Here is a 20,224-nt window from a genome sequence, read left to right on the forward strand (position 1 = left end):
AACCAGACGCCCGTGGCCCTGATCAGCAATTTTCGTCGTCCCGCGCACCCGATGGCGCCTTCCCCGGCGACTATCGAGCGCTTCCTGGCCCACTGCCACCGCCGCCGCTACCCACCCAGGACCGAGGTCTTCCGGCCGGGCGACCCGGCAGGCACCCTCTATTACGTCATCGGCGGCTCGGTCAGCATCATCACCGAGGAAGAGGACGGCCGCGAACTGATCCTGGGTTACTTCGGTTCCGGGGAGTTCGTCGGCGAGATGGGCCTGTTCATCGAGTCTGACGTGCGCGAGGTCATCCTGCGCACCCGGACCCAGTGCGAACTGGCCGAGATCAGCTATGAGCGCCTGTACCAGCTGTTCGAGGGCTCGCTGACCAACGACGCCACCTCGATCATGTACGCGATCGGCGCCCAGCTGTCGCGACGCCTGCTCGACACCAGCCGCAAGGCCGGCCGGCTGGCCTTCCTGGACGTTACCGACCGCATCACCCGGACACTGCACGACCTGACCCGCGAGCCGGAGGCCATGAGCCACCCGCAGGGCACCCAGCTGCGGGTCTCCCGACAGGAGCTGGCGCGACTGGTCGGCTGCTCGCGCGAGATGGCCGGGCGCGTGCTGAAGAAGCTGCAGATCGACGGCAAGCTGCACGCCCGCGGCAAGACCATCGTGCTGTACGGCACCCGATGAGCGTCGCGCATTTCGCTCCGCGCGGCGATCTGCCCGACGCCGACCTGCGCAGCGCGACACCGATGGACGCCGACGACGTCGCGGCACTGCTGTCGCAACTGGGCTACCCCTGCGATGTCTTCGATGCCGCCAACCGTATCCGCAGCATCATCGACAACGACCGCCAGGCACTGGTGGTGGCACGCAGCGAAGGCCGCGTCTGCGGCCTGGTTGCACTGGATTTCATGTACTACCTGCCGCTGGACACCATCACCTGTCGCATCACGGCGCTGGTCGTGACCGCGCAGTCGCAGGGCCAGGGCCTGGGCCGGCAACTGCTGCGCGAAGCCGAGCGCCGCGCACGCGTCGCCGGCGCCGCCCGGCTGGAGCTGACCAGCGGCTCGCAGCGCTCGGATGCGCATGCGTTCTACAAGGCCTGCGGCTACAGCGACGGCACCGTGCGCTTCATCAAGCGCCTCGGCGAGGCCTGAGCACGCCTGTTTCGCACGCGCCAGCGTCATCGGTCCCACCTACGCTGTACGTCCCTTCGCCGCCGCCCACGCGCGGCCCGTCCTCGCCCTGCCCTGCCCTGCCTGCGGAGTCCCTGTCGATGCAATGTCCCAAATGCCACGGAACCATGGACATGGTGGTCCACCAGGGCTTCCAGGCCCATCGCTGCCAGCAATGCCAGGGCATGTGGTTCGCGATGGGGGAAGCCGAGCACCTGAAGGATGCCGCCGAGACCATCGATACCGGCGATGCGTCCCAGGGTGAGCGCTGCAACCAGGTCGACCGCATCCAGTGCCCGGTCTGCGTGGGCGCCCGCGACCTGGTGCGCATGGTCGACGCCCGCCAGCCGCATATCTGGTACGAGAGCTGCAAGTACTGCTACGGCCGCTTCTACGATGCCGGCGAGTTCCGCGACTTCGCCGAGTACGACTTCGGCGACTGGCTGAAGGACCGCAAGGTCAGCGCGCGCTTCTGACCCGGCCGAGGGGTTGGGGGGCCGGCTTGGCTGGTGCCTAGACTGGTGCGCCGCCGCGGTCGCGGCAGCCCCAGTTGAGGATCGGTGTCCCGGGCGGCAGCAGGCGCCGAAACAGGTCGACATTGGAGGCCTTGGGATTGACGACGACCGGCGCCTTCGCGGCCTTCAGCAACGGCAGGTCGGCCGACGAGTCGGAATAGGCGATGTCGATCTCGCCGTAACCGCGCTCGCGCAGCATCCGCATCTTCTCTTCAGCATGACAGTGCCGGGTCGCCCCGACCGCGCCGAACTTGGGTCCGACGGCGGTGCCGATGACGGGGACGCTCTCGTGCGCCACGAACGCGAGGATCTCGCGGGCCAGTTCCGGTGGCGCGCCGGTGGCCACGACGACGCGGTCGCCGGCCTCGCGGTGCTGGTGCAGGACCTCCAACGCCGTCGGCAGCAGGCGTGGCCGGATCTGTTCGGCATGCGTGGACACGTAGCGGTCGATCAGTGCGTCCAGCGAGCCGCGGCTGTGCAGGCCCACGGTGCCGATCCAGACAAAGGCCGAGATGCCACGACGACGCGTCGGCAGAAACGCGATCATCAGCCCGAACAGCGGCGCCACCAGCACCGCCAGCGCGGTGCGCCACCAGCTGCGGCGGATCAGCCAGGTGAACAGGTGCGTCCCCGAGTCGCCGTCGTACAGGGTGTGATCGAAATCGAAGACCACGGTCCTGGCACCAGGGGCAGCGCCCTGCGCCGCCTGCAGCGGATCAGGCGCGACGGATGATCGCTCGCCGGCAGCCGACTCGACTGCGGCAGGCTCGATTGCGGCAGACCCGGTCGACGATGGCGCGACCAGGGTCGGCGAGATCAGGGTCGGTGAGATCAGGGCGGCCGCAGGCGCCACCAGCGACACCACCGCTGCCCCGGACTCCGCTGCCGATGCCGCGTCCACCTCGGCCGCCTGGACGGGCGGTGCCGAGAACATCCGCTTCAGGGCCGCGCCCGGATCGGACTCGCGCATGAAGGCTTCACCGACCAGGAAGGCGTCGATGCCGGCGGCGCGCATCAGCGCGACATCGGCTGCGGTATGGATGCCACTCTCGGTCACCAGCCGGCGATCGCGCGGCACCGCGTTGCGCAGGCCCAGCGTATTGTCGAGCGACACCTCGAACGTGCGCAGGCTGCGGTTGTTGATGCCCAGCAACGGCGCCGGCACCTGGATCGCGCGCTCGAGCTCGTCGATGTCGTGCACTTCCACCAGCACGTCCAGCCCGATCCGCAGCGCCAGCTCCGACAGTTCGGCTAGCGCGCGGTCTTCGAGCGCGGCCACGATCAGCAGGATGCAGTCGGCACCCAGTACGCGCGCCTCGTAGACCTGGTAGGGGTCGATCGTGAAATCCTTGCGCAGCACCGGCAGCGAGCATGCGGCGCGCGCCTGCTGCAGATAGGCGTCGGCGCCCTGGAAGAAATCGACGTCGGTCAGCACCGACAGGCAGGCCGCGCCACCGGCCTCGTAGCTGCGCGCGATGTGGGCGGGATGGAAATCCGGACGGATCACGCCCTTGGACGGACTGGCCTTCTTGACCTCGGCGATCACCGCGGCATCGCCGGCGGCAATCCGGCGCTCGATGGAAGCGGCGAACCCGCGCGTCGGGCCTGCATTGCGCGCACGCGCGACCAGCTCATCCAGCGGTACGGCCTGGCGACGCTCGGCGACTTCCTGCTCTTTGCGCTGCAGGATCGTGCGCAGGACATCACTCATCGGGAACAGCTCCATCGGGGGGCGGAAGGTCCGGCAATGGATCGCCGGGCCGCCAATTGTCGCCCAGCATGCGCTCGAGCATCCACTCGACGCGTGCGCGTGCGGCCTGGTCGAAGGTCGGCAACACCAGCAGGTCGCCGTCGCGGCCCCATGCCAGCAGGCTGCGCGAGGCATCGACCTCGTCTGGGCAATGGCCGATGGCCCCGGCAGCGAGCCCTCGCTGCAACAGCTCGTCGTGCATGATCCGCGCGACTTCACCCACCTCGCGGCCACGCAGGTAGCTCTCGACATCCTTCAGCAGCACCCGCTCCGGCGCGAACGTGGCGGCCGTCGCGGCGACCGCACGCAGGTCGGCCTCTTCGCGGTTGCCGGCATGGCCGACCACGATGCCCAGCCTGCCGTCGCGACGATCCGCGCCCACGGCCTGCAGCAGGCCGCGCAGGCCATCGGGGTTGTGGGCGTAGTCGACGACGACCTCCATCGCAGCGAAGCGCCAGCGCTGCAGCCGGCCGGGATTGTCCTGCCGCGCGTCACCGAACCGGCGCAACACGCTGGCAATGACCGGAGGCGTGACGCCCAGTCCACTCGCGGTGGCCGCGGCGGCGGCGGCATTGGCGATGTTGTAGCCGGCCTGGCCGCCCAGCGTCAGCGGCATGTCGGCGACGGCGCCAAGATCGTGAGCGACGCCTTCGACATGCAGCCACAGGTGGCCATCATCGACGCCGGCGGTGGTGCCGCCCTCGGCGCGGTGCGCCTGCAGGCGCGGATGCGCGCCATCGAGCGCGAACCAGGCCAGCCGCTGCCCCGCGAACGCCGGCGCCTGCCGCTGCAGCACCGGATCGTCGGCATTGAGCACCAGCAGGCCCGCATCCGCGACGGCGCGCGCGACCGTCAGTTTGACGCCGGCAAGATCGTCGAGATCGTGGATACCGTACTCGCCGAAATGATCGACGCTGATATTGGTGACGACGGCAGCGTCGGCACGCCCGAGCGCCAGACCGCGACGCAGCATGCCGCCGCGGGCGGTCTCGAGGATCGCGGCCTCGGCCAGCGGCTGCCGCAATGCGGTGCGCGCGCCGGTCGGGCCGGAAAAGTCTCCGGCCTCCAGCGCCTGGCCGTCGAAGAACACGCCGTCGGTACAGCTGTGCGACGTCGCCCAGCCCTGCGCCCGCGTCATCGCCGCCAGCAGCCTCACCGTCGTGGTCTTGCCGTTGGAGCCGGTGACCAGCGCGGCCGGGATCGCGCGCAGCGTCGCCCACGGCACGTCGTCGACCGCCGGCAAGGCATCGACCGGCCAAGCCTGGCTGTGCACGCCCATGCCCAGCGAGACCATGTCGTCATCGGCCAGCAGCACGACGCCGTGCTGGTCGGCGGCCCGCTGCAGGGCCGATAGCGCAGGATTGGCCTCGTCCGCCGCCAGCGCCTGCAACTGCTGCAGCGCCTGCTCGCGCGGCCATGCCGCGGCGTGCTGGCGGGGTGGCGGGTCGTCAGCGGTGTCGCCGACCGCCTCGGCGGTCGCGATCAGGCCGAGCGCGTCGTACCAGGCCCACTCGTTGACCTCGGTCGCCGTGTACAACTGGTCCTGGGGTGCCTGGAAGGCCAGCGACGCGCCGCTGCGATGCACGCGCGCGACGATCGGGCCATCGGGCCAGTCCAGCCGCGCGCGCGCGGTTTCGATGTTGACCCGCCAGCGCGCGAGCGCGGCGTTCTCGACCAGCAAGCCCCCGGCGGTTTCCAGCGCCGCACCGGTGCCGGAAAAATACACGTTGAATCCGGTCAGCCGGCGCGATTCCTCGAACGGCTCGGCCGGCGGCGGTTGCGATGAAGAAGGCATCGGCACCTCAATCGTTGTCTTCGCGTTCGAACACCAGGCCGCGCTCGTCGCGGATGACGCCTTCCATCGCGGCGACCGCGGCTTCGTCGGCGCTCAGCGCGGCATCCAGCGACGGCGGTTCGAGCTTGCGCGCGGCGCGCGGGGTCACGCCTTCCGGCGTGAACTTGATGATCTGCTTCCAGGAGCGCGCCAGCGCATCGGCGAACACCAGCAACAGGTCGCCGCTGCGTCCCATCCGCAGGCCGGCTTCGATCGCCTGCTGCTCGTCGGCGATGATGTCGATCGCCGACGCATCGACGCCACGCTGCTGCAGGGCGCGCGCGATGATGCGTGGTACTTCGTCGCCATCGCGGCCGCGCAGCGCGTCGTCGCGGCGGACGATGTAGTGGTCGAAACGCCCCGCCACCGCGGCGGCGATCGCATGCAGGTCCTCGTCGCGGCGATCGCCCGGGCCGGCCACGACCACGATGCGACGGCCGACGACATCCAGGCGCTGGGCCAGGTCGGCCATGACGCCCACGGCATGCGCGTTGTGTGCGTAGTCCATCAGCACCTTGAACGGATGCTCGTCGAACACGTTCATGCGCCCGGGCGCCTGGAAGAACGTGGTGTCGAACGTGCGCAGGCCCTGGCGGATGGCGTCGAGCCGGATCCCCAGCGAGAACGCCATGGCCGCGGCGAACATCGCGTTCTGCACGTTGTGCAGCGCGCGGCCCTCCATCGTCGCCGGGATCAAGTGCGTCCACATCAACGGGATATGGCTGCCCTTGTCGTACAGCGTGATCATGTGGCCATTGACGCCGGCCTCCAGCGCGCAGGCGCGACCGCCGGCACGGATATGCTCGCGCACCAGGGCATGCGACGGATTCATCGTCACGTAGCAGATAGTCTTGGCATCGGTGTAGCCGGACATCTTCAGCACGTTGGCATCGTCGGCATTGAGCACGGCGCAATCGCGCGCGACCTCGACGACGATGCGCTTGATCTCGGCCAGTTGCTCCAGCGTGTCGATCCCTTTCAGGCCCAGGTGGTCGGCGGCGACGTTCAACACCGCGCCCACATCCACTTCGGGAACGCCCATGCCCGCGCGCAGCAGTCCACCGCGTGCGGTTTCCAGCACGGCCATGTCGATATGCGGATCCGACAGCACCATCCGGGCCGAGACCGGTCCGGTCATGTCGCCCTCGACGGTGCGCTGGCCGTCGATGTAGACGCCATCGGTCGTGGTCAGGCCCGGCGTGTAGCCGGCCATCTTGCTGACGTGCGCCAGCATGCGCGCGGTGGTGGTCTTGCCGTTGGTGCCGGTGATCGCGGCGATCGGCACGCGCGACGGCGTGCCCGGTGGGAACAGCATGTCGATGACCGGGCCGGCAGCGTCGCGCGGCGTGCCTTCGCTGGGCGCGACGTGCATGCGGAAGCCCGGTGCGGCGTTGACCTCGCAGATCGCGCCGCCGATCGCCTTGTAGCTCTCGGCGATGTTGGGCGTGATGAAATCGACGCCGCCGACGTCCAGGCCGATCGCGCGCACCGCGCGCACCGCCATATCGCGGTTGTCGGGATGGATGATGTCGGTGACATCGGTCGCGGTGCCGCCGGTCGACAGGTTGGCCGTCGAACGCAGGAACACCACCTCGCCTTGGGCCGGGACCGACTCGGCGCGGTAGCCCACGCGCTCCATCATCAGACCGGCCTGGGCATCGAGCTCGAGCCGAGTCAGCACTTTCTCATGGCCGACGCCGCGACGCGGATCCTGGTTGACGACCTCGACCAGTTGCGCGATCGAGCTGGCGCCATCACCGACGACATGCCCCGGCGTGCGCCGGGTCGCGGCGATCAGCTCGCCATTGACGACCAGCAGGCGGTGGTCGTCGCCGGGCTGGAAGGTCTCGACGATGACCGAGCGCGAATGCGCCTGCGCGGCGACGAAGGCCTCGCGGATCTCGTCGTCGCCGGTGATGTTGATGGTGATGCCACGGCCGTGGTTGCCGTTGTAGGGTTTGAGCACGACCGGGCCAGCCAACCGGCGCGCGGCCTTCAGGGCATCGACCTGGCTGGTGACCAGTTGCTGGCGCGGCACCGGCAGGCCGAGCGACGCGAGGATCTTGTTGGTCTCCTCCTTGTCGCTGGCCAGCTCGACCGCGATGTAGGGCGTCTTGCCGGTGATCGTGGCCTGGATGCGCTGCTGGTACTTGCCATGCCCGAACTGGATCAGCGACTGCTGGTTCAGGCGCAGCCACGGGATGCCGCGCTCGACGCCTGCACGCACCAGCGAGGCGGTCGACGGCCCCAGTGCACGCTTTTGCGCATAGCGGATGAAGTCGTCGCGCGCCGAGTCCCATTCCCAGTCCGCGGGCACGCTGCCGGCAGGCTGGATGTCGGCCGGCAGCAGCGAACACAGCAGCCGGATCGCGAGTTCGCCGGCGGCGATGCCTTCCTCGCGCTGCACGTACTCGTAGACCACCGAGTACACGCCGGGTCGGTCCTCGCCGATGCTGCGGGTGCGCCCGAACGTCACGTCTTCGCCGGCGATGTTCTGCAGCTCGATCGCGACATGCTCCATGACATGGCCCAGCCACGTGCCCTCGCCTTCGCGCATGCGGCGGATGAATCCGCCGGGTTCGCGATACGAGCAGCCATGCGTGGCCAGGCCCGGCAATGCCGCCACCAGGCCATCGACGAAGGCGAACCCGAGCCGGCCCGTGGGCCAGGCTTCGAGCGCCTCCAGATCCAGCACCAGCCGGATGACCGGGAAGTGCGCGTACTGCGAAGGACCTACATAGACGGAACGTTCCAGTATGCGCATCGTGATCTCCCTGATCAGGTCTTGGTCGTCGCCAGGCGGCCGGCGGCGGCGCGGCGGGTATGCAGATTGAACGTGGCACCGGCGACCAGGATGTGCATGCGCAATCCGAGCAGGCACACCGGATCGTCCTCGCCGGCACGGTCCATCGACGAGAACGTCAGTTCGCTGGCATCGACGATCGTCACCGAGCCGCTGCCCTCGACTTCCAGCGTGTCGTCGGGACCGATGAAGGCCGCGGTGTCCTCATCGAGGCCGATGCCGATCGCGAACGGGTTGTAGGCCAGTGCCGCCACCAGGCGGCCGAGGCGATCGCGCTGGCGGAAATGCTGGTCGATGATGAAGCGGTTGGTCAGGCCCAGCCCGGGCGCAAGCCGCACGCTGCCGGCCCGTGGCGAGGACCCCTCGTGGCCGAACGCGATCATGTGCTCGCTGAGGATGCTGGCACCGGCACTGGTGCCGCCCACGACCACGCCGCGCGCGTTGAGCTGGCGCACCAGCTTGGCCACCGGTGTGCCGCCCAGCAGCGTCGACAGGCGCAACTGGTTGCCACCGGTGAAGAACACGCCGGTCGCACGCTCGATGACGTCGAGGCGGTTCTGCTCGCTGCAATCGCGACGGGTGTCGAAATCCAGCACGGTGACCTTGCCGGCGCCGAGGCCCGGGAACAGTTCCGCATACTGGGTGCCCGTCTCGATCAGGCGGCTGGCGGTCGGGATCACGACGATCTCGGCATCCGCGCCACCACACAATTCGACGAACCGCTTGAGCACCTTGGGATTGGTCTGCTTGTCCTCTGCGCCGCCAATCGGGATGATCCAGCCCCGCGCTTCTCCGTCGGGGGTTTTGCTAGGCATTCATCGGCTCCTTGGCCGTGGGACGACGATCACAAAAGTACCACGGGGCGGAAGCCGCACCGCAAGCACCGCCGTCCTGCTGCGCGGCAGCGCCGGAGGGAGCTGTCGCCCCCGGATGCGGCCGCACCGGCCAGGTCGCTGAAATCGCTGGATGGGCGAGCGCGGATGATCGCGCCAGCGCCATGACGCCCGCGTCAGCATCGGCCCCGGAACGGACCTGCCTTGCTGTCAGGCCGACAGCTGGCGCGTGGTGTCGACGTAACTGTGCAGCTTGGCCAATGCGGCCCCGGACGCGACCGCGGCGCGCGCGCGCGCAATGCCGTCGGCGATCGAGTCGGCGACGCCGGCCACGTACAGAGCGGCGCCCGCATTCAGCGCGACGATTTCCAGCGGCAGTCCCGGCGTGTTGCCCAGCGCCGCCAGCAGGATCTCGCGCGACTGTTCGGCATTGTCGACCTTGAGGTTGCGGCTGGCCGCCATCGCGATGCCGAAGTCCTCGGGATGGATCTCGTACTCGCGCACCTTGCCGTCGCGCAGTTCGCCGACCAGCGTCGCCGCGCCCAGCGAAATCTCGTCCATGCCGTCGCGCCCCCAGACCACCAGCGCTCGCTCGGCGCCCAGTGCCTGCAGCACGCGCACCTGGATGCCGACCAGGTCGGGATGGAACACGCCCATCAGAATGCTGGGCGCATTGGCGGGATTGGTCAGCGGCCCGAGGATGTTGAAGATCGTGCGCACGCCCATCTCGCGCCGCACCGGGGCGACCGCCTTCATCGCCGGATGGTGCACCGGCGCGTACATGAAGCCGATGCCGCAGGCGGCGATGCTGCGGGCGACCTGCTCGGGCTGCAGCTCGATGCTCGCTCCCAAGGCCTCGAGTACGTCCGCGCTACCGGACTTGGACGACACGCTGCGGTTGCCGTGCTTGGCAACGCGCGCACCGGCGGCCGCGGCGACGAACATGCTGGCAGTCGAGATGTTGAACGTGTGCGAGCCGTCGCCACCGGTGCCGACGATGTCGACCAGGTGCGAGCGGTCGGCCACGTCCACCGAGCGCGAGAACTCGCGCATCACCGTGGCGGCCGCGGCGATCTCGTCGACGGTTTCCTTCTTGACCCGCAAGCCGGTCAGGAACGCCGCCGTCATCACCGGCGAGACTTCGCCACGCATGATCTGGCGGAACAGCTCCACCATCTCGTCGTGGAAGATTTCGCGGTGTTCGATAGTGCGTTGCAGGGCTTCTTGGATCGTGATCGGCATGACGGCAAACCTGTGGTGGCGGCCTGGGCCGCGATGATTCCCTGGCGGGGCGCGCATACGGCCGCGTCGGCCAGCGCGGTCAGCGCGGTCAGCCGCGCGGATGATCCAGGAAGTTCTTCAGCAGCGCGTGGCCATGCTCGGTCAGGATCGACTCGGGATGGAACTGCACGCCCTGCACGGGATGTTCGCGATGGCGCAGCCCCATGATTTCCTCGAACGAGCCATCCTCGTTCTCGGTCCATGCGGTGATCTCCAGGCTCGCGGGCAGCGACGAACGCTCGACCACCAGCGAATGGTAGCGGGTGGCCTCATAACCATCCGGCAGGCCGGCGAACACGCCCCGCCCTTCGTGCCGGATCGCCGAGGTCTTGCCGTGCATGATGCGGCCGGCCCGGATGACGTTGCCGCCATAGGCCTGGCCGATGCCCTGGTGGCCCAGGCAGACCCCCAGGATCGGCGTGGTCGCGCCCAGGGTCTCGATCAGTTCCAGCGACACGCCGGCTTCGTTGGGCGTGCACGGCCCTGGCGAGATCACGATGCGCTCCGGCGCCAGCGCGGCGATCTGCGCAACGCTCAGCTCATCGTTGCGCACCACCTTGACCTCGGCCCCCAGGGCCTGCAGGTACTGCACGAGGTTCCAGGTGAAGCTGTCGTAATTGTCGAGCATCAACAACATGATTCAATCCGCGAGCAGGAAGATGGCGTAGAGGTGTTCGGCGATGTGGATGATGTGGATCCTGCCGACGGCGATGCGTTCGCGATGATTGCCTGTGCCGTGCATCGCCAGCGGGCGGCGCCAGACGGCACATCAGGTCGCCCACCAGACGACAGGATCACGACGCGACCGCCCGATCGGACGTCGCGCGCGCTGCGGACGCATGCGCGCGCATCAGGGCGGCATGCGCGTGGACCAGTGCATCCACCGCGTCCTCGCGCGTCGCCCAGGATGTCGCCAGCCGCACCACCTGGCGCCCTCCGCCGAGCGACTGCCAGGGCTGGAACTCGCAGATGGCCGCCAATGCGGAGGCCTCGTCATCGGTCACGAGCAGCAGCAACTGGTTCGTGGCCAGCGGTGCGGCGAACTCCGCACCGTTGCCGAGCAATCCGGCATGCAGGCGCGCGGCCATGCGGTTGGCATGCCGGGCCAGTTCGAAATACAGGCCGTCCTCGAACAGGGTCTCGAACTGCACGCCGAGCACCATGCCCTTGGCCAGCAACGCGCCGCGTTGCTTGATCAGGTAGCGCAAGTCCTGCTGCAGGCCGGGATGGACCACGACCAGCGCCTCGCCGAGCAGGGCGCCGTTCTTGGTCCCACCGATGTAGAACGCATCGACCAGCGCGGCGATGTCGGCCAGCGTCATGTCGTTGGCGTCCGCGGTCAGCGCGGCGCCCAGGCGCGCGCCATCGACGAACAGCAGCAGCCCGCGCGCGCGGCACAGGGCCGAAAGCGCGACCAGTTCGCTGCGCGAGTAGACGGTGCCCGACTCGGTGCTGTTGGACACGTAGACCAGCCGCGGCTGCACCATGTGCTCGTTGCCGTGCGCGTCGAGCAGCGCTTCGACGTCGACAGGCGCGAGCTTGCCGTCCGTCGACGGCGCCACCAGCACCTTGTGCCCGGTGGCCTCGATGGCGCCGGTCTCGTGGGTGGCGATGTGGCCGCTGTCGGCGGCGATCACCGCCTGGTGCGGGCGCAGGAACGCCGACAACGCGACCAGGTTGGTCTGGGTGCCGCTGGACAGCAGGTGCACGGCCGCGGACGGCTGTCCTGCCAGGGCACGGATCAGTTCGGCGGCACGCACACTGTGGCGGTCGCACCCATAGCCGGCGTTCTGCTCGTTGCTGGCGCGGACCAGGGCTTCGAGGATGCGCGGGTGCGCGCCCTCGCTGTAGTCGTTGCGGAAGACCAGCCGCGACGGCGTGGCATCGTCCTGCATCACAGCCCCCGTGCCGCTTCGGCCACCGCACGGAACAATGCCCGCCCCTTGTTCATCGTCTCGTCCCATTCCTTCTCGGGATCGGAGTCGTAGACGATGCCGGCGCCGGCCTGCACGTGCAGCCGTCCGTCCTGGATCACCGCGGTGCGGATCGCGATCGCGGTGTCGGCATCGCCGTGCCAGCCGATGTAGCCGACCGCGCCGGAATAGACGTTGCGCTTGATGGGTTCGAGTTCGCGGATGATTTCCAGCGCACGGATCTTCGGCGCGCCGCTGACGGTGCCTGCCGGGAAGGTCGCGCGCAGCACGTCGGCATAGGTCAGGCCCGGCTTCAGGTGGCCGGTGACTTCGCTGACGATATGCATGACGTGGCTGTAGCGCTCGATGACGAAGCGCTCGCCCAGCTCGACCGTCCCCGCCGCCGAGACATGGCCGACATCGTTACGGCCGAGGTCGATCAGCATCAGGTGCTCGGCGCGCTCCTTGGGGTCGGCCAGCAACTCGGCCTCGAGCGCCAGGTCCTCGTCGCGGGTCTTGCCGCGCGGACGGGTCCCGGCGATCGGCCGGACGGTGACCTGCCCGACGCCATCCTCGGTATGCTGCAGGCGCACCAGGATCTCGGGCGAGGAGCCGACCACCTGGGTGCCGCCGACATCGAGGAAATACATGTATGGCGACGGATTCAGCGCGCGCAGCGCGCGGTAGACGTCGACCGGGCGCGCATGGAACGGCACCGACATGCGTTGCGACAGCACGACCTGGAACGCGTCGCCCGAGGCGATGTAGGCCTTGCTCTTCTGCACGGCCTCGATGAAGCCTTCGCGGGTGAAGCCGGACACGAAATCGGCTTCGTCGAGCGCCGCCGGCACCAGGGTCTCGGGATAGCCGGCACCGCCATGGCGCAGGCGGTGGGCCAGGCCATCGAGGCGGCGGTTCGCCTTCGCCCAGGCCTGCGGCTCGCGCGGGTCGGCGTGCACGATCAGGTACAGGCGGCCCTTGAGGCTGTCGAACACGGCGACCTCCTCGCTGAGCATCAGCAGGATGTCGGGCGTTTCCAGCTCGTCCCGGTTGCCGTTGCCGGCCAGCCGCTTCTCGATGTATTCGATGCATTCGAACCCGAACCAGCCCACCAGACCGCCGGTGAAGCCCGGCAGGTCGTCGAGCTTGGGCACCGAGTGCGCCTTGCGCAGGCGCTCGACCTCGGCGAAGGGGTCGGCCACTTCTCGGGTTTCGACGACTTCGCCATGCTCGCTGACGGTCAGCGTGTGGCCATGGAATGCGAACACCCGCGACGCCGGCAGGCCGATGATCGAATAGCGACCGAAACGCTCGCCACCCTCGACCGATTCGAACAGGTAGGTATACGGGCCATCGGCCAGCTTCAGGTACACCGACAGCGGCGTATCGAGATCCGACAGGACCTCACGCACCACGGGGACAAGATTGTAGGAGGGCCCGGAGGCCTGGCCGTCAGCGGCGGCGTACTGCAGGAACTGCTGTTGCGAAATCACGCGACAAATCCTTCAACGACGAATGGGCAGGAGCGACGACAGCAGGAAGCCACCATCGCCAACCCAGGTCGGCGGCAAGGAGTTGCGGGATTGCAGGGACGCTCATGGCGCTACTGTAACCGGTCCGGGGGCCTGTCGTCATGAGCCGATGTCATGCCGGCCAAACGCAAGGGCATGCCGGCACAGGCCCTCTGCGACCCTCCTGCGCCGGGCATCCCCGTCAGACGCGCCCATCGGGCATGCCGGCTACGACGACAGCAGCGGGCTCGCCTCCGGCAGGTGCATGCGCACGCGTGCCGGCACGCAAGTGATGCGGAAGCTGCGCGCCTCGACCGGCTCGCCATCCAGATTGAGCGTCAGCGGTTCCGGTGCCTGGATCTCGACCCAGGGCAGGCGGGCACGTTCGGCGACGCGCTCTAGCGCCGCGGCCTTGCCATCGGCGACCACGGTGCCGAGCGTTGCCGCCACCTCACCTTCCAGTCCCGGCACCACGGTCAGTTCGAGCAGGCCGTCGTCGACCAGTGCATCCGGGCACAGCGCCTGCCCGCCGCCCGCCTGCCGGCCATTGCCGACCCCGAGCGCGATGAAACCGCCTTCCCATGCAAAGCCGGGGCCATGGATGCGCGCCTGGATCGGATCGATCCGGCCCAGCTTCGACAGGCCGGTCAGCAGATAGGCCAGCCCGCCGAGCATCTTCTTCAGGCCCTCGTTGGTCTCGACGGTGATGCGGGTGCCGAAGCCGCCGCTGGCCAGGTTGGCGCACCAGTGCACGCCATCGTCGGCGTCGATCCGCAACAGGTCGATCGGCTGCGCCGGACGGCTGGCAATGAGTTCGAGGGCGGCCAGCGGCGCATCCGGAATCAGCGCGGCGGCCGCAAAGTCATTGGCGGTTCCCAGCGGGATCAACCCCAGGGTCGGCAATGCCCCGGCCTCCTCGTCGCGATGGGCCAGCGTCGTCGCGACCTCGCTGAGCGAACCGTCGCCACCGGCGGCGACGATCGTGTCAACGCCATCGGCGATGGCCTCGGCGACGTAGCGCTCGGCATCCCCGGATTCCCAGGTCACCCGCACGTCCAGCGCGATGCCCCGCGTGCGCATCTGCGTCACCGCGTCGCGCAGGTCGTCATCGCCCGCGGACTTGCCATTGAGGATCAGACGCCAGCGGGGAGATGTCATGGAGCGGCGACCTGGTTGGTGGCGGATTGCGCAGCGGCGACGCTACGGGCAGACGCGCTAAGCCGCAGTGAATACGCACACTGCGGGCGGGAGGCTTGCGCCGGCACGCCGCACGCTCCCGCGATACCTGCGCCGGCGATGCATGCTGCGTCGATGCTCCAGTACGCATCGACGGCTGTCATCATCCGGCATCGGCAAACCGGAGCATGGCAGGCCATAGCAGGGACGACGGGCGGAGGCAGGATGCCTCCCTGCGGCGGGGTCCTTGGGCATCAGGCCGAACCAGCGGATGCCCAGGCCCCCTGACAATCCATCGGCCATCGTGGAGCAGCGCCCGCGCGGCAAACGCACGGCCAGCACGGACCTTCCCCGGCGTTCTCAGGCCACCAGCACGCGATCGGCCAGGACGACGCCATCCTCGTCTGCAGCCAGCCAGTCGCCGGGGCGGATCAGCACGCCACCGAATTCGACCGGCACATCCCGCAAGCCTTCGCCGCGCTTGTCGGTCTTCATCGGGCAGGTGCCCAGCGCCTTGACGCCCAGGTCCAGCAGGCTGATCGCCTCGCTGTCGCGGATCGCGCCATGCACCAGCACGCCAGCCCAACCATTGGCGACCGCCTTTTCCGCCAGCATGTCGCCGAGCATCGCGCGGCGGCCGGAACCGCCGCCATCGATCACCAGCACGCGTCCGTGACCGGGTTCGGCGACGGCTTCGCGGACACGCGAGTTGTCTTCGAGCGCCTTGACCGTGCTGACGATGCCGGCAAACGCGACCCGTCCACCGAAGTCACCCAACGTCAGGTCCAGGACCCGGACGTCCGCTTCGAACTGGTCGCACAGGTCGCAGGTCTTCATGCGCTGGTCCCGGCGGCGCGCGCCTGCGCGATCTCGGCCTGCATCTGCGTAATGACCGCCGCGTAATCGGGCTTGCCGAAGATCGCCGAACCGGCAACGAAGGTATCGGCGCCGGCAGCGGCGATCTCGCGGATGTTGTCGGGTTTGACGCCGCCATCGATCTCCAGCCGGATCGGTTTGCCGAGTGCGTCGATGCGCGCGCGCACCTTGCGCAGCTTGTCCAGCGTCGACGGAATGAAGGCCTGCCCGCCAAAGCCGGGATTGACCGACATCAGCAGCACCAGGTCGAGGTCTTCAAGCACGTAGTCCAGCACCTCCAGTGGCGTCGCCGGGTTCAGCACCAAGCCGGCCTGGCAGCCTGCGGACTTGATCAACTGGATCGTGCGATGCACGTGGGTGCTGGCTTCGGGATGGAAGCTGATCAGACTGGCGCCGGCCTGCGCGAACTCCGGCACGATGCGGTCGACCGGCGAGACCATCAGGTGCACATCGATCGGCGCGGTCACGCCGTGCTTGCGCAAGGCTTCGCAGACCAGCGGGCCGATCGTCAGGTTGGGCACGTAGTGGTTGTCCATGACGTCGAAGTGCACCCAATGAGCACCGGCGGCGAGCACGTTGTCGACCTCCTCGCCAAGGCGGGCGAAGTTTGCGGACAGGATGGACGGGGCGATCACGGGGGCTTGCATGGCGGTCCTGGGCGTAGGGCGGAAGCGGGCGCGTCGCTGCGCCCGGCGCCTAGTTTAGGCCATCTGCGGCCGCGGCCCTGACGGGCTTGCGGACACCGACAGCATGCGGCGCGTCCTGTCGCGTGCTGCCTTCTCCGCTGTCCCGCCGCCGCGGTCAGCCCTTGCGGCGACGCCGGGTCTGCAGCTTGTCGTAAGCGGCGTTGATCTCGCGTGCCTTCTGTTCGGCCTGCTCGCGCAGTTCCGGCGCGGCACCCGCGACCTTGTCGGGATGGTATTGCGACATCAACCGGCGATAGGCCTGGTCGATCTCGGCATCGCTGGCGTCGCTGGTCAGCCCCAGCGCGCGATAGGGCGCATCGCGGTTGGGCGTGATCCAGTCGGCATCGAACGCGTGCCCGATCAGCAGGCCGATCAGCCCGCCCGCAGGATGTCCGCGCATCAGCAACATGCCGGCGATGAAGCCGAAGAGTTTTCCGTACCAGCGTTTCATGCGCACAGTCTATGGCGTCCGGGGCGCCACGTCTCGGCAGCGTTTGGGTTCCCGGCGGAGGCGATCAGGCGCAAAGGGCCTGAAAACAAGGCCATCCGGCGGCCAGCTGCCCCCTCCCGGCGTCCCTGGCCGTCGCCCGGCCGTCCGGAACGCTGCATCCGGCCATGAAATCGCACTAAACTGGTCGGCCCGCCCGCTGGGAACCGCCCTTGGCAACCACGCTGCTCTCGTCCGATCTTCCCGGACTGACCCTGCGCCACCGCGGCAAGGTGCGCGATGTTTTCGACCTTGGCGACGAGAAACTGCTGATCGTCGCCACCGATCGCCTCAGCGCGTTCGATGTGGTCCTGCCCGACCCGATCCCGGGCAAGGGCGAGATGCTGTGCCAGATCAGCAATTTCTGGTTCGCGCGCACGTCGGCGTTGATGCCCAACCACCTGACCGGCATCGACGTCGCCAGCGTGTTGCCCGCTGGTGTCGACGCCAGCCTGTACGCACAACGCGCGGTCGTGACCCGCAAGCTGCGCCCGGTCCCGGTCGAAGCCATCGCCCGCGGCTATGTCATCGGCAGCGGCTGGAAGGATTACCAGCGGACCGGCCGCATCAGCGGCATCGCCCTGCCCGACGGCCTGCGCCAGGCCGAGAAACTCGCCGAGCCGATCTTCACGCCGTCGACCAAGGCCGCCGTCGGCGACCACGACGAGAACATCGACTTCGATACCGCGGTCAAGCTGGTCGGCGCCGATCTTGCCGAGCAGGTCCGCGACGCCACGCTGCGCCTGTACCGCCACGCCGCCGAGTACGCGGCACAGCGCGGCATCCTGCTGGCCGACACCAAGTTCGAGTTCGGGACCGATGCCGACGGCCGCCTGTATGTCATGGACGAAATGTTGACGCCCGACTCCTCGCGCTATTGGCCGGCCGACGAGTACGAGATCGGCACCAGTCCACCGAGCTACGACAAGCAGATCGTCCGCGACCATCTGGAAACCACCGGCTGGGGCAAGACCGCACCGGGTCCGCGCCTGCCGCCCGAAGTCATCGCGCGCACCCGTGCCCGCTATGCCGAAGCCCTCCAGAAGCTGGCAGGCATCTCGGTCGACTGACGGCGCATCCGCGCGACATCATCAGCCGCGCATGGCAACGCTGGCCCGCCGTATGTCCGGCATGCCTCCGGGAGACTGCCGGGCGATGACACGCGCATGGGGCCTCCGGATCAAGGCTGCGCCCGTTGAGCACGGCCGGCGTGCGACGAAGACCGGCGCAGGGTCAAGCACGCGGGGACAGGCTGGGTTCACTGCACGATCCCTTAGACTCCGCGCCCCTTCAAGCCGTCTGGAGTCACTGCCATGTCGCCTGCCTACCTCTTGCTCGGCATCGCTATCGTCGCCGAAGTCATCGCCACCAGCGCATTGAAGGCCTCCGAGGGATTCACCCGGCTGGGCCCGTCCTTGCTGGTGGTCGCCGGCTACGGCGTCGCCTTCTATTGCCTGTCGCTGGTCATGAAGACCATCCCGATCGGCATCGCCTATGCCATCTGGTCCGGGGTCGGTGTCAGCCTGATCGCCCTGATCGGCTGGCTGGTTTACCGGCAGCCCCTCGACCTGGCGGCGATCGTCGGCATCAGCCTGATCATCGGCGGGGTCATGGTTTTGCAGCTATTCTCGTCCACTGCCGCGCATTGACCCTGGGAGGGGTGCCATGAACGCCAGTGCAGACCACGATGCCACCGCGCCGCAGCGCCCGATCGATCGCTGGTTCGCCAGCTACAGCAGCGACCACCGCGACGACACCAACCAGGCGATCCATGTCTTCGCCGTCCCGGCGATCCTGTGGAGCGTCATCGCCCTGCTGTGGTGCATCCCGGTGCCCGGCACCTGGTTCGGCCCCGGGCTGTGGGCGGCGCTGGCGATGTTCGCGGCCTGGATGTTCTATTTCCGCTCATCGCGCGTCCTCGGTACCGGCATGCTGGCGATCTTTGTCGCGATGTCGTGGCTGACGCGCTGGCTGCATGACGGACTGGGCACCCCATTCCTGCTCGGGCTTGCGCTGGCGGTCTTCGTCGTGGCCTGGATCGCGCAGTTCGTCGGCCACAAGATCGAAGGCAAGAAGCCGAGCTTCCTGACCGACCTGGTCTACCTGCTGATCGGACCGGCGTGGGTGCTGTCGAAGCTGTATCGCAAGCTGGGGCTGCGCTGGTAACGGCCCTTTGGTCGCGACGGCCGTCGGTTACGGAAGCGGCCTGCGCCGTTGCCGCCTGCTGCCGATCCCCCTTGAGTGCAGGACGCCGGCGCGCGCGCCCAGGCGCTGCTACGACGGACGCGTGTTCCGCTCGGCGTCCGCCGCGATGAACATGCCGGGGATCGGCCGAAACGCCCGCGGCGCGTAGCCGAAATCCCGCTGGGCCGGGCCGTTGTCGAAGGCCAGGTCATCGCGCAGCCGCGCGAACGCGGCGTCACCGAAACCGGCGGCGATGCCGATCCTGCGTGCCGCCCACAGCACGGTCCGGAACAGCGGCGAAGGGAGGACCCACAGCGGACGCGGTGGTTCCAGCGACTGCAGCACGCGGCGCACCATCTCGCGATACGGCAAGACCTCGCCTCCCGCGAGCGCATAGATCCGGCCATGGCTCGCATCGGCCGCCTGCGCAGCGACGGCGGCCTCGGCCAGATCCTCGACATGCACCGGCTGGCGCAACCCGGTCGCATCGCGGGGCAGCACGAAGCAACGCAGCCGGCGGGCAATCGCAGCGATCCGGCTCAGGTTGACGTCGCGCCCGCTGCCATAGACCAGCGTCGGCCGCAGGATCGTCATGGCGGCGCCGCGCTGGGCGGCGGCCGCCATCAGGGAGGCCTCGGCATGCTCCAGCCGCTGCACGATGTCGCGCTCATGCGCGTCTGCAGAGTCGGCCTTGACGCCAATGCTGGTGGAGCCGAAGGCCACGACCCGCGGCGCGATCACCTGCGCCAGCGCGTACCACTGCGCAAACGCATCCAGGGGGCCACAGCTGAAGATCGCATCGGCTGCCGCCGGCAATCCGTCCACATCCGCGAAGCTCCCCTGCCGCCAGGTCAGTCCCGGGGCATCCGCACGCAGGCTGCGCGTGACCCCGACCACGTCCCAGCCCAGCGCGCGCAGCCGCGCCTGGAGGGGCATGCCGATCTGGCCACTGGCGCCGAACACCAGGGCCAACGGACGCCGGGGCGCGCCCGCGGCGGTCATGGCCGATGGCTCCCGACACCCTCGGCAGGGCGTGGAAAGACGGGAGACCACATCATCGCGGCAGGGATCATGCAGCAAGGATAGGCGATGGACCTGCATGACGCCGGGCCGGCAAGGGACGGACGCGGCCCCCCTCCGGGGCCGCTACGCAGGGCCGGGCGGACGGGCGCCAACGGCGACCTATTTCGTCGAAAAGAG

The 20,224-nt window shown here is 68.8% G+C and carries 19 protein-coding genes and 1 pseudogene; 6 read left to right on the forward strand and 14 right to left on the reverse strand.

The features are described 5' to 3' along the window. The first annotated feature begins 51 nt into the window (after nt 1-51). From crp to ACYX7E_RS11625, 3 genes are all read left to right on the forward strand, one after another. On the forward strand, nt 52-687 hold the full coding sequence (crp, locus tag ACYX7E_RS11615; RefSeq protein WP_462080851.1) for a cAMP-activated global transcriptional regulator CRP: 636 nt from the start codon (nt 52-54) through the stop codon (nt 685-687). Continuing rightward, the gene (locus ACYX7E_RS11620) at nt 684-1,157 is read left to right on the forward strand and encodes a GNAT family N-acetyltransferase (protein WP_462080740.1); all 474 of its coding nucleotides are present in this window, start codon (nt 684-686) and stop codon (nt 1,155-1,157) included. Before crp ends, ACYX7E_RS11620 begins: the two co-directional genes overlap by 4 nt. 119 nt (nt 1,158-1,276) lie before the next feature. Further along, nucleotides 1,277-1,651: a TFIIB-type zinc ribbon-containing protein gene (locus ACYX7E_RS11625; RefSeq protein WP_462080741.1), complete on the forward strand. Its 375-nt coding sequence runs from the start codon at nt 1,277-1,279 to the stop codon at nt 1,649-1,651. A gap of 37 nt (nt 1,652-1,688) precedes the next feature. On the opposite strand, the gene ACYX7E_RS11630 is transcribed toward ACYX7E_RS11625, so the two are convergent. The 13 genes and pseudogenes from ACYX7E_RS11630 to ACYX7E_RS11690 all read right to left on the reverse strand — a co-directional run bounded on the left by ACYX7E_RS11630 (nt 1,689) and on the right by ACYX7E_RS11690 (nt 16,804). Then, complete coding sequence (locus ACYX7E_RS11630) at nt 1,689-2,402, reverse strand: haloacid dehalogenase-like hydrolase (RefSeq protein ID WP_462080852.1); 714 nt, start codon at nt 2,400-2,402, stop codon at nt 1,689-1,691. A gap of 210 nt (nt 2,403-2,612) precedes the next feature. Then, nucleotides 2,613-3,401 (reverse strand): annotated as a pseudogene (gene trpC, locus ACYX7E_RS11635) (indole-3-glycerol phosphate synthase TrpC); the annotation flags it as partial. Beyond that, a complete protein-coding gene (locus tag ACYX7E_RS11640; protein WP_462080742.1) occupies nt 3,394-5,235 on the reverse strand; it encodes a Mur ligase family protein in 1,842 nt (613 codons plus the stop codon). The gene ACYX7E_RS11640 and the pseudogene trpC, both read right to left, overlap by 8 nt. A 7-nt stretch (nt 5,236-5,242) precedes the next feature. Next, nucleotides 5,243-8,038, reverse strand: a complete 2,796-nt coding sequence (gene cphA, locus ACYX7E_RS11645; protein ID WP_462080743.1) for a cyanophycin synthetase — start codon at nt 8,036-8,038, stop codon at nt 5,243-5,245. A 14-nt stretch (nt 8,039-8,052) separates the two neighbouring features. Beyond that, nucleotides 8,053-8,892, reverse strand: coding sequence for a cyanophycinase (locus tag ACYX7E_RS11650; RefSeq protein ID WP_462080744.1), 840 nt, complete (start codon nt 8,890-8,892; stop codon nt 8,053-8,055). 228 nt (nt 8,893-9,120) lie between these two features. After that, nucleotides 9,121-10,152 (reverse strand): anthranilate phosphoribosyltransferase, encoded by a 1,032-nt coding sequence (gene trpD / locus ACYX7E_RS11655; RefSeq protein ID WP_462080745.1) that lies wholly within the window; start codon nt 10,150-10,152, stop codon nt 9,121-9,123. A gap of 88 nt (nt 10,153-10,240) precedes the next feature. Beyond that, the gene (locus tag ACYX7E_RS11660; protein ID WP_462080746.1) at nt 10,241-10,828 is read right to left on the reverse strand and encodes an anthranilate synthase component II; all 588 of its coding nucleotides are present in this window, start codon (nt 10,826-10,828) and stop codon (nt 10,241-10,243) included. A 157-nt stretch (nt 10,829-10,985) separates the two neighbouring features. Then, entirely contained in the window at nt 10,986-12,086 is a 1,101-nt protein-coding gene (locus tag ACYX7E_RS11665) for a threonine aldolase family protein (RefSeq protein WP_462080747.1), read from the reverse strand. Then, nucleotides 12,086-13,597, reverse strand: coding sequence for an anthranilate synthase component I (gene trpE / locus ACYX7E_RS11670; RefSeq protein WP_462080748.1), 1,512 nt, complete (start codon nt 13,595-13,597; stop codon nt 12,086-12,088). Before trpE ends, ACYX7E_RS11665 begins: the two co-directional genes overlap by 1 nt. Before the next feature lie 246 nt (nt 13,598-13,843). Next, a complete protein-coding gene (yegS, locus tag ACYX7E_RS11675) occupies nt 13,844-14,773 on the reverse strand; it encodes a lipid kinase YegS (protein ID WP_462080749.1) in 930 nt (309 codons plus the stop codon). Between the two features lie 378 nt (nt 14,774-15,151). Beyond that, the gene (gene rraA / locus ACYX7E_RS11680) at nt 15,152-15,628 is read right to left on the reverse strand and encodes a ribonuclease E activity regulator RraA (RefSeq protein ID WP_462080750.1); all 477 of its coding nucleotides are present in this window, start codon (nt 15,626-15,628) and stop codon (nt 15,152-15,154) included. Beyond that, nucleotides 15,625-16,314, reverse strand: a complete 690-nt coding sequence (gene rpe / locus ACYX7E_RS11685) for a ribulose-phosphate 3-epimerase (RefSeq protein ID WP_462080751.1) — start codon at nt 16,312-16,314, stop codon at nt 15,625-15,627. The genes rraA and rpe overlap by 4 nt, the downstream gene beginning before the upstream one ends. Before the next feature lie 154 nt (nt 16,315-16,468). Next, entirely contained in the window at nt 16,469-16,804 is a 336-nt protein-coding gene (locus tag ACYX7E_RS11690) for a J domain-containing protein (RefSeq protein WP_462080752.1), read from the reverse strand. A gap of 209 nt (nt 16,805-17,013) precedes the next feature. Between ACYX7E_RS11690 and ACYX7E_RS11695 the strand changes: the two genes are divergently transcribed. The 3 genes from ACYX7E_RS11695 (at nt 17,014) to ACYX7E_RS11705 (ending at nt 19,006) form a co-directional block, all read left to right on the forward strand. After that, the gene (locus ACYX7E_RS11695) at nt 17,014-17,910 is read left to right on the forward strand and encodes a phosphoribosylaminoimidazolesuccinocarboxamide synthase (protein WP_462080753.1); all 897 of its coding nucleotides are present in this window, start codon (nt 17,014-17,016) and stop codon (nt 17,908-17,910) included. A gap of 243 nt (nt 17,911-18,153) precedes the next feature. Beyond that, nucleotides 18,154-18,489 (forward strand): DMT family transporter, encoded by a 336-nt coding sequence (locus ACYX7E_RS11700; RefSeq protein ID WP_462080754.1) that lies wholly within the window; start codon nt 18,154-18,156, stop codon nt 18,487-18,489. Between the two features lie 16 nt (nt 18,490-18,505). Beyond that, entirely contained in the window at nt 18,506-19,006 is a 501-nt protein-coding gene (locus ACYX7E_RS11705) for an Mpo1 family 2-hydroxy fatty acid dioxygenase (RefSeq protein WP_462080755.1), read from the forward strand. 108 nt (nt 19,007-19,114) lie between these two features. Here ACYX7E_RS11705 and ACYX7E_RS11710 read toward each other — a convergent pair whose 3' ends face one another. Continuing rightward, nucleotides 19,115-20,026, reverse strand: a complete 912-nt coding sequence (locus ACYX7E_RS11710) for an SDR family oxidoreductase (RefSeq protein WP_462080756.1) — start codon at nt 20,024-20,026, stop codon at nt 19,115-19,117. Between the last annotated feature and the right edge of the window lie 198 nt (nt 20,027-20,224).

The sequence above is a fragment of the Luteimonas sp. RIT-PG2_3 genome (genome assembly GCF_054902115.1).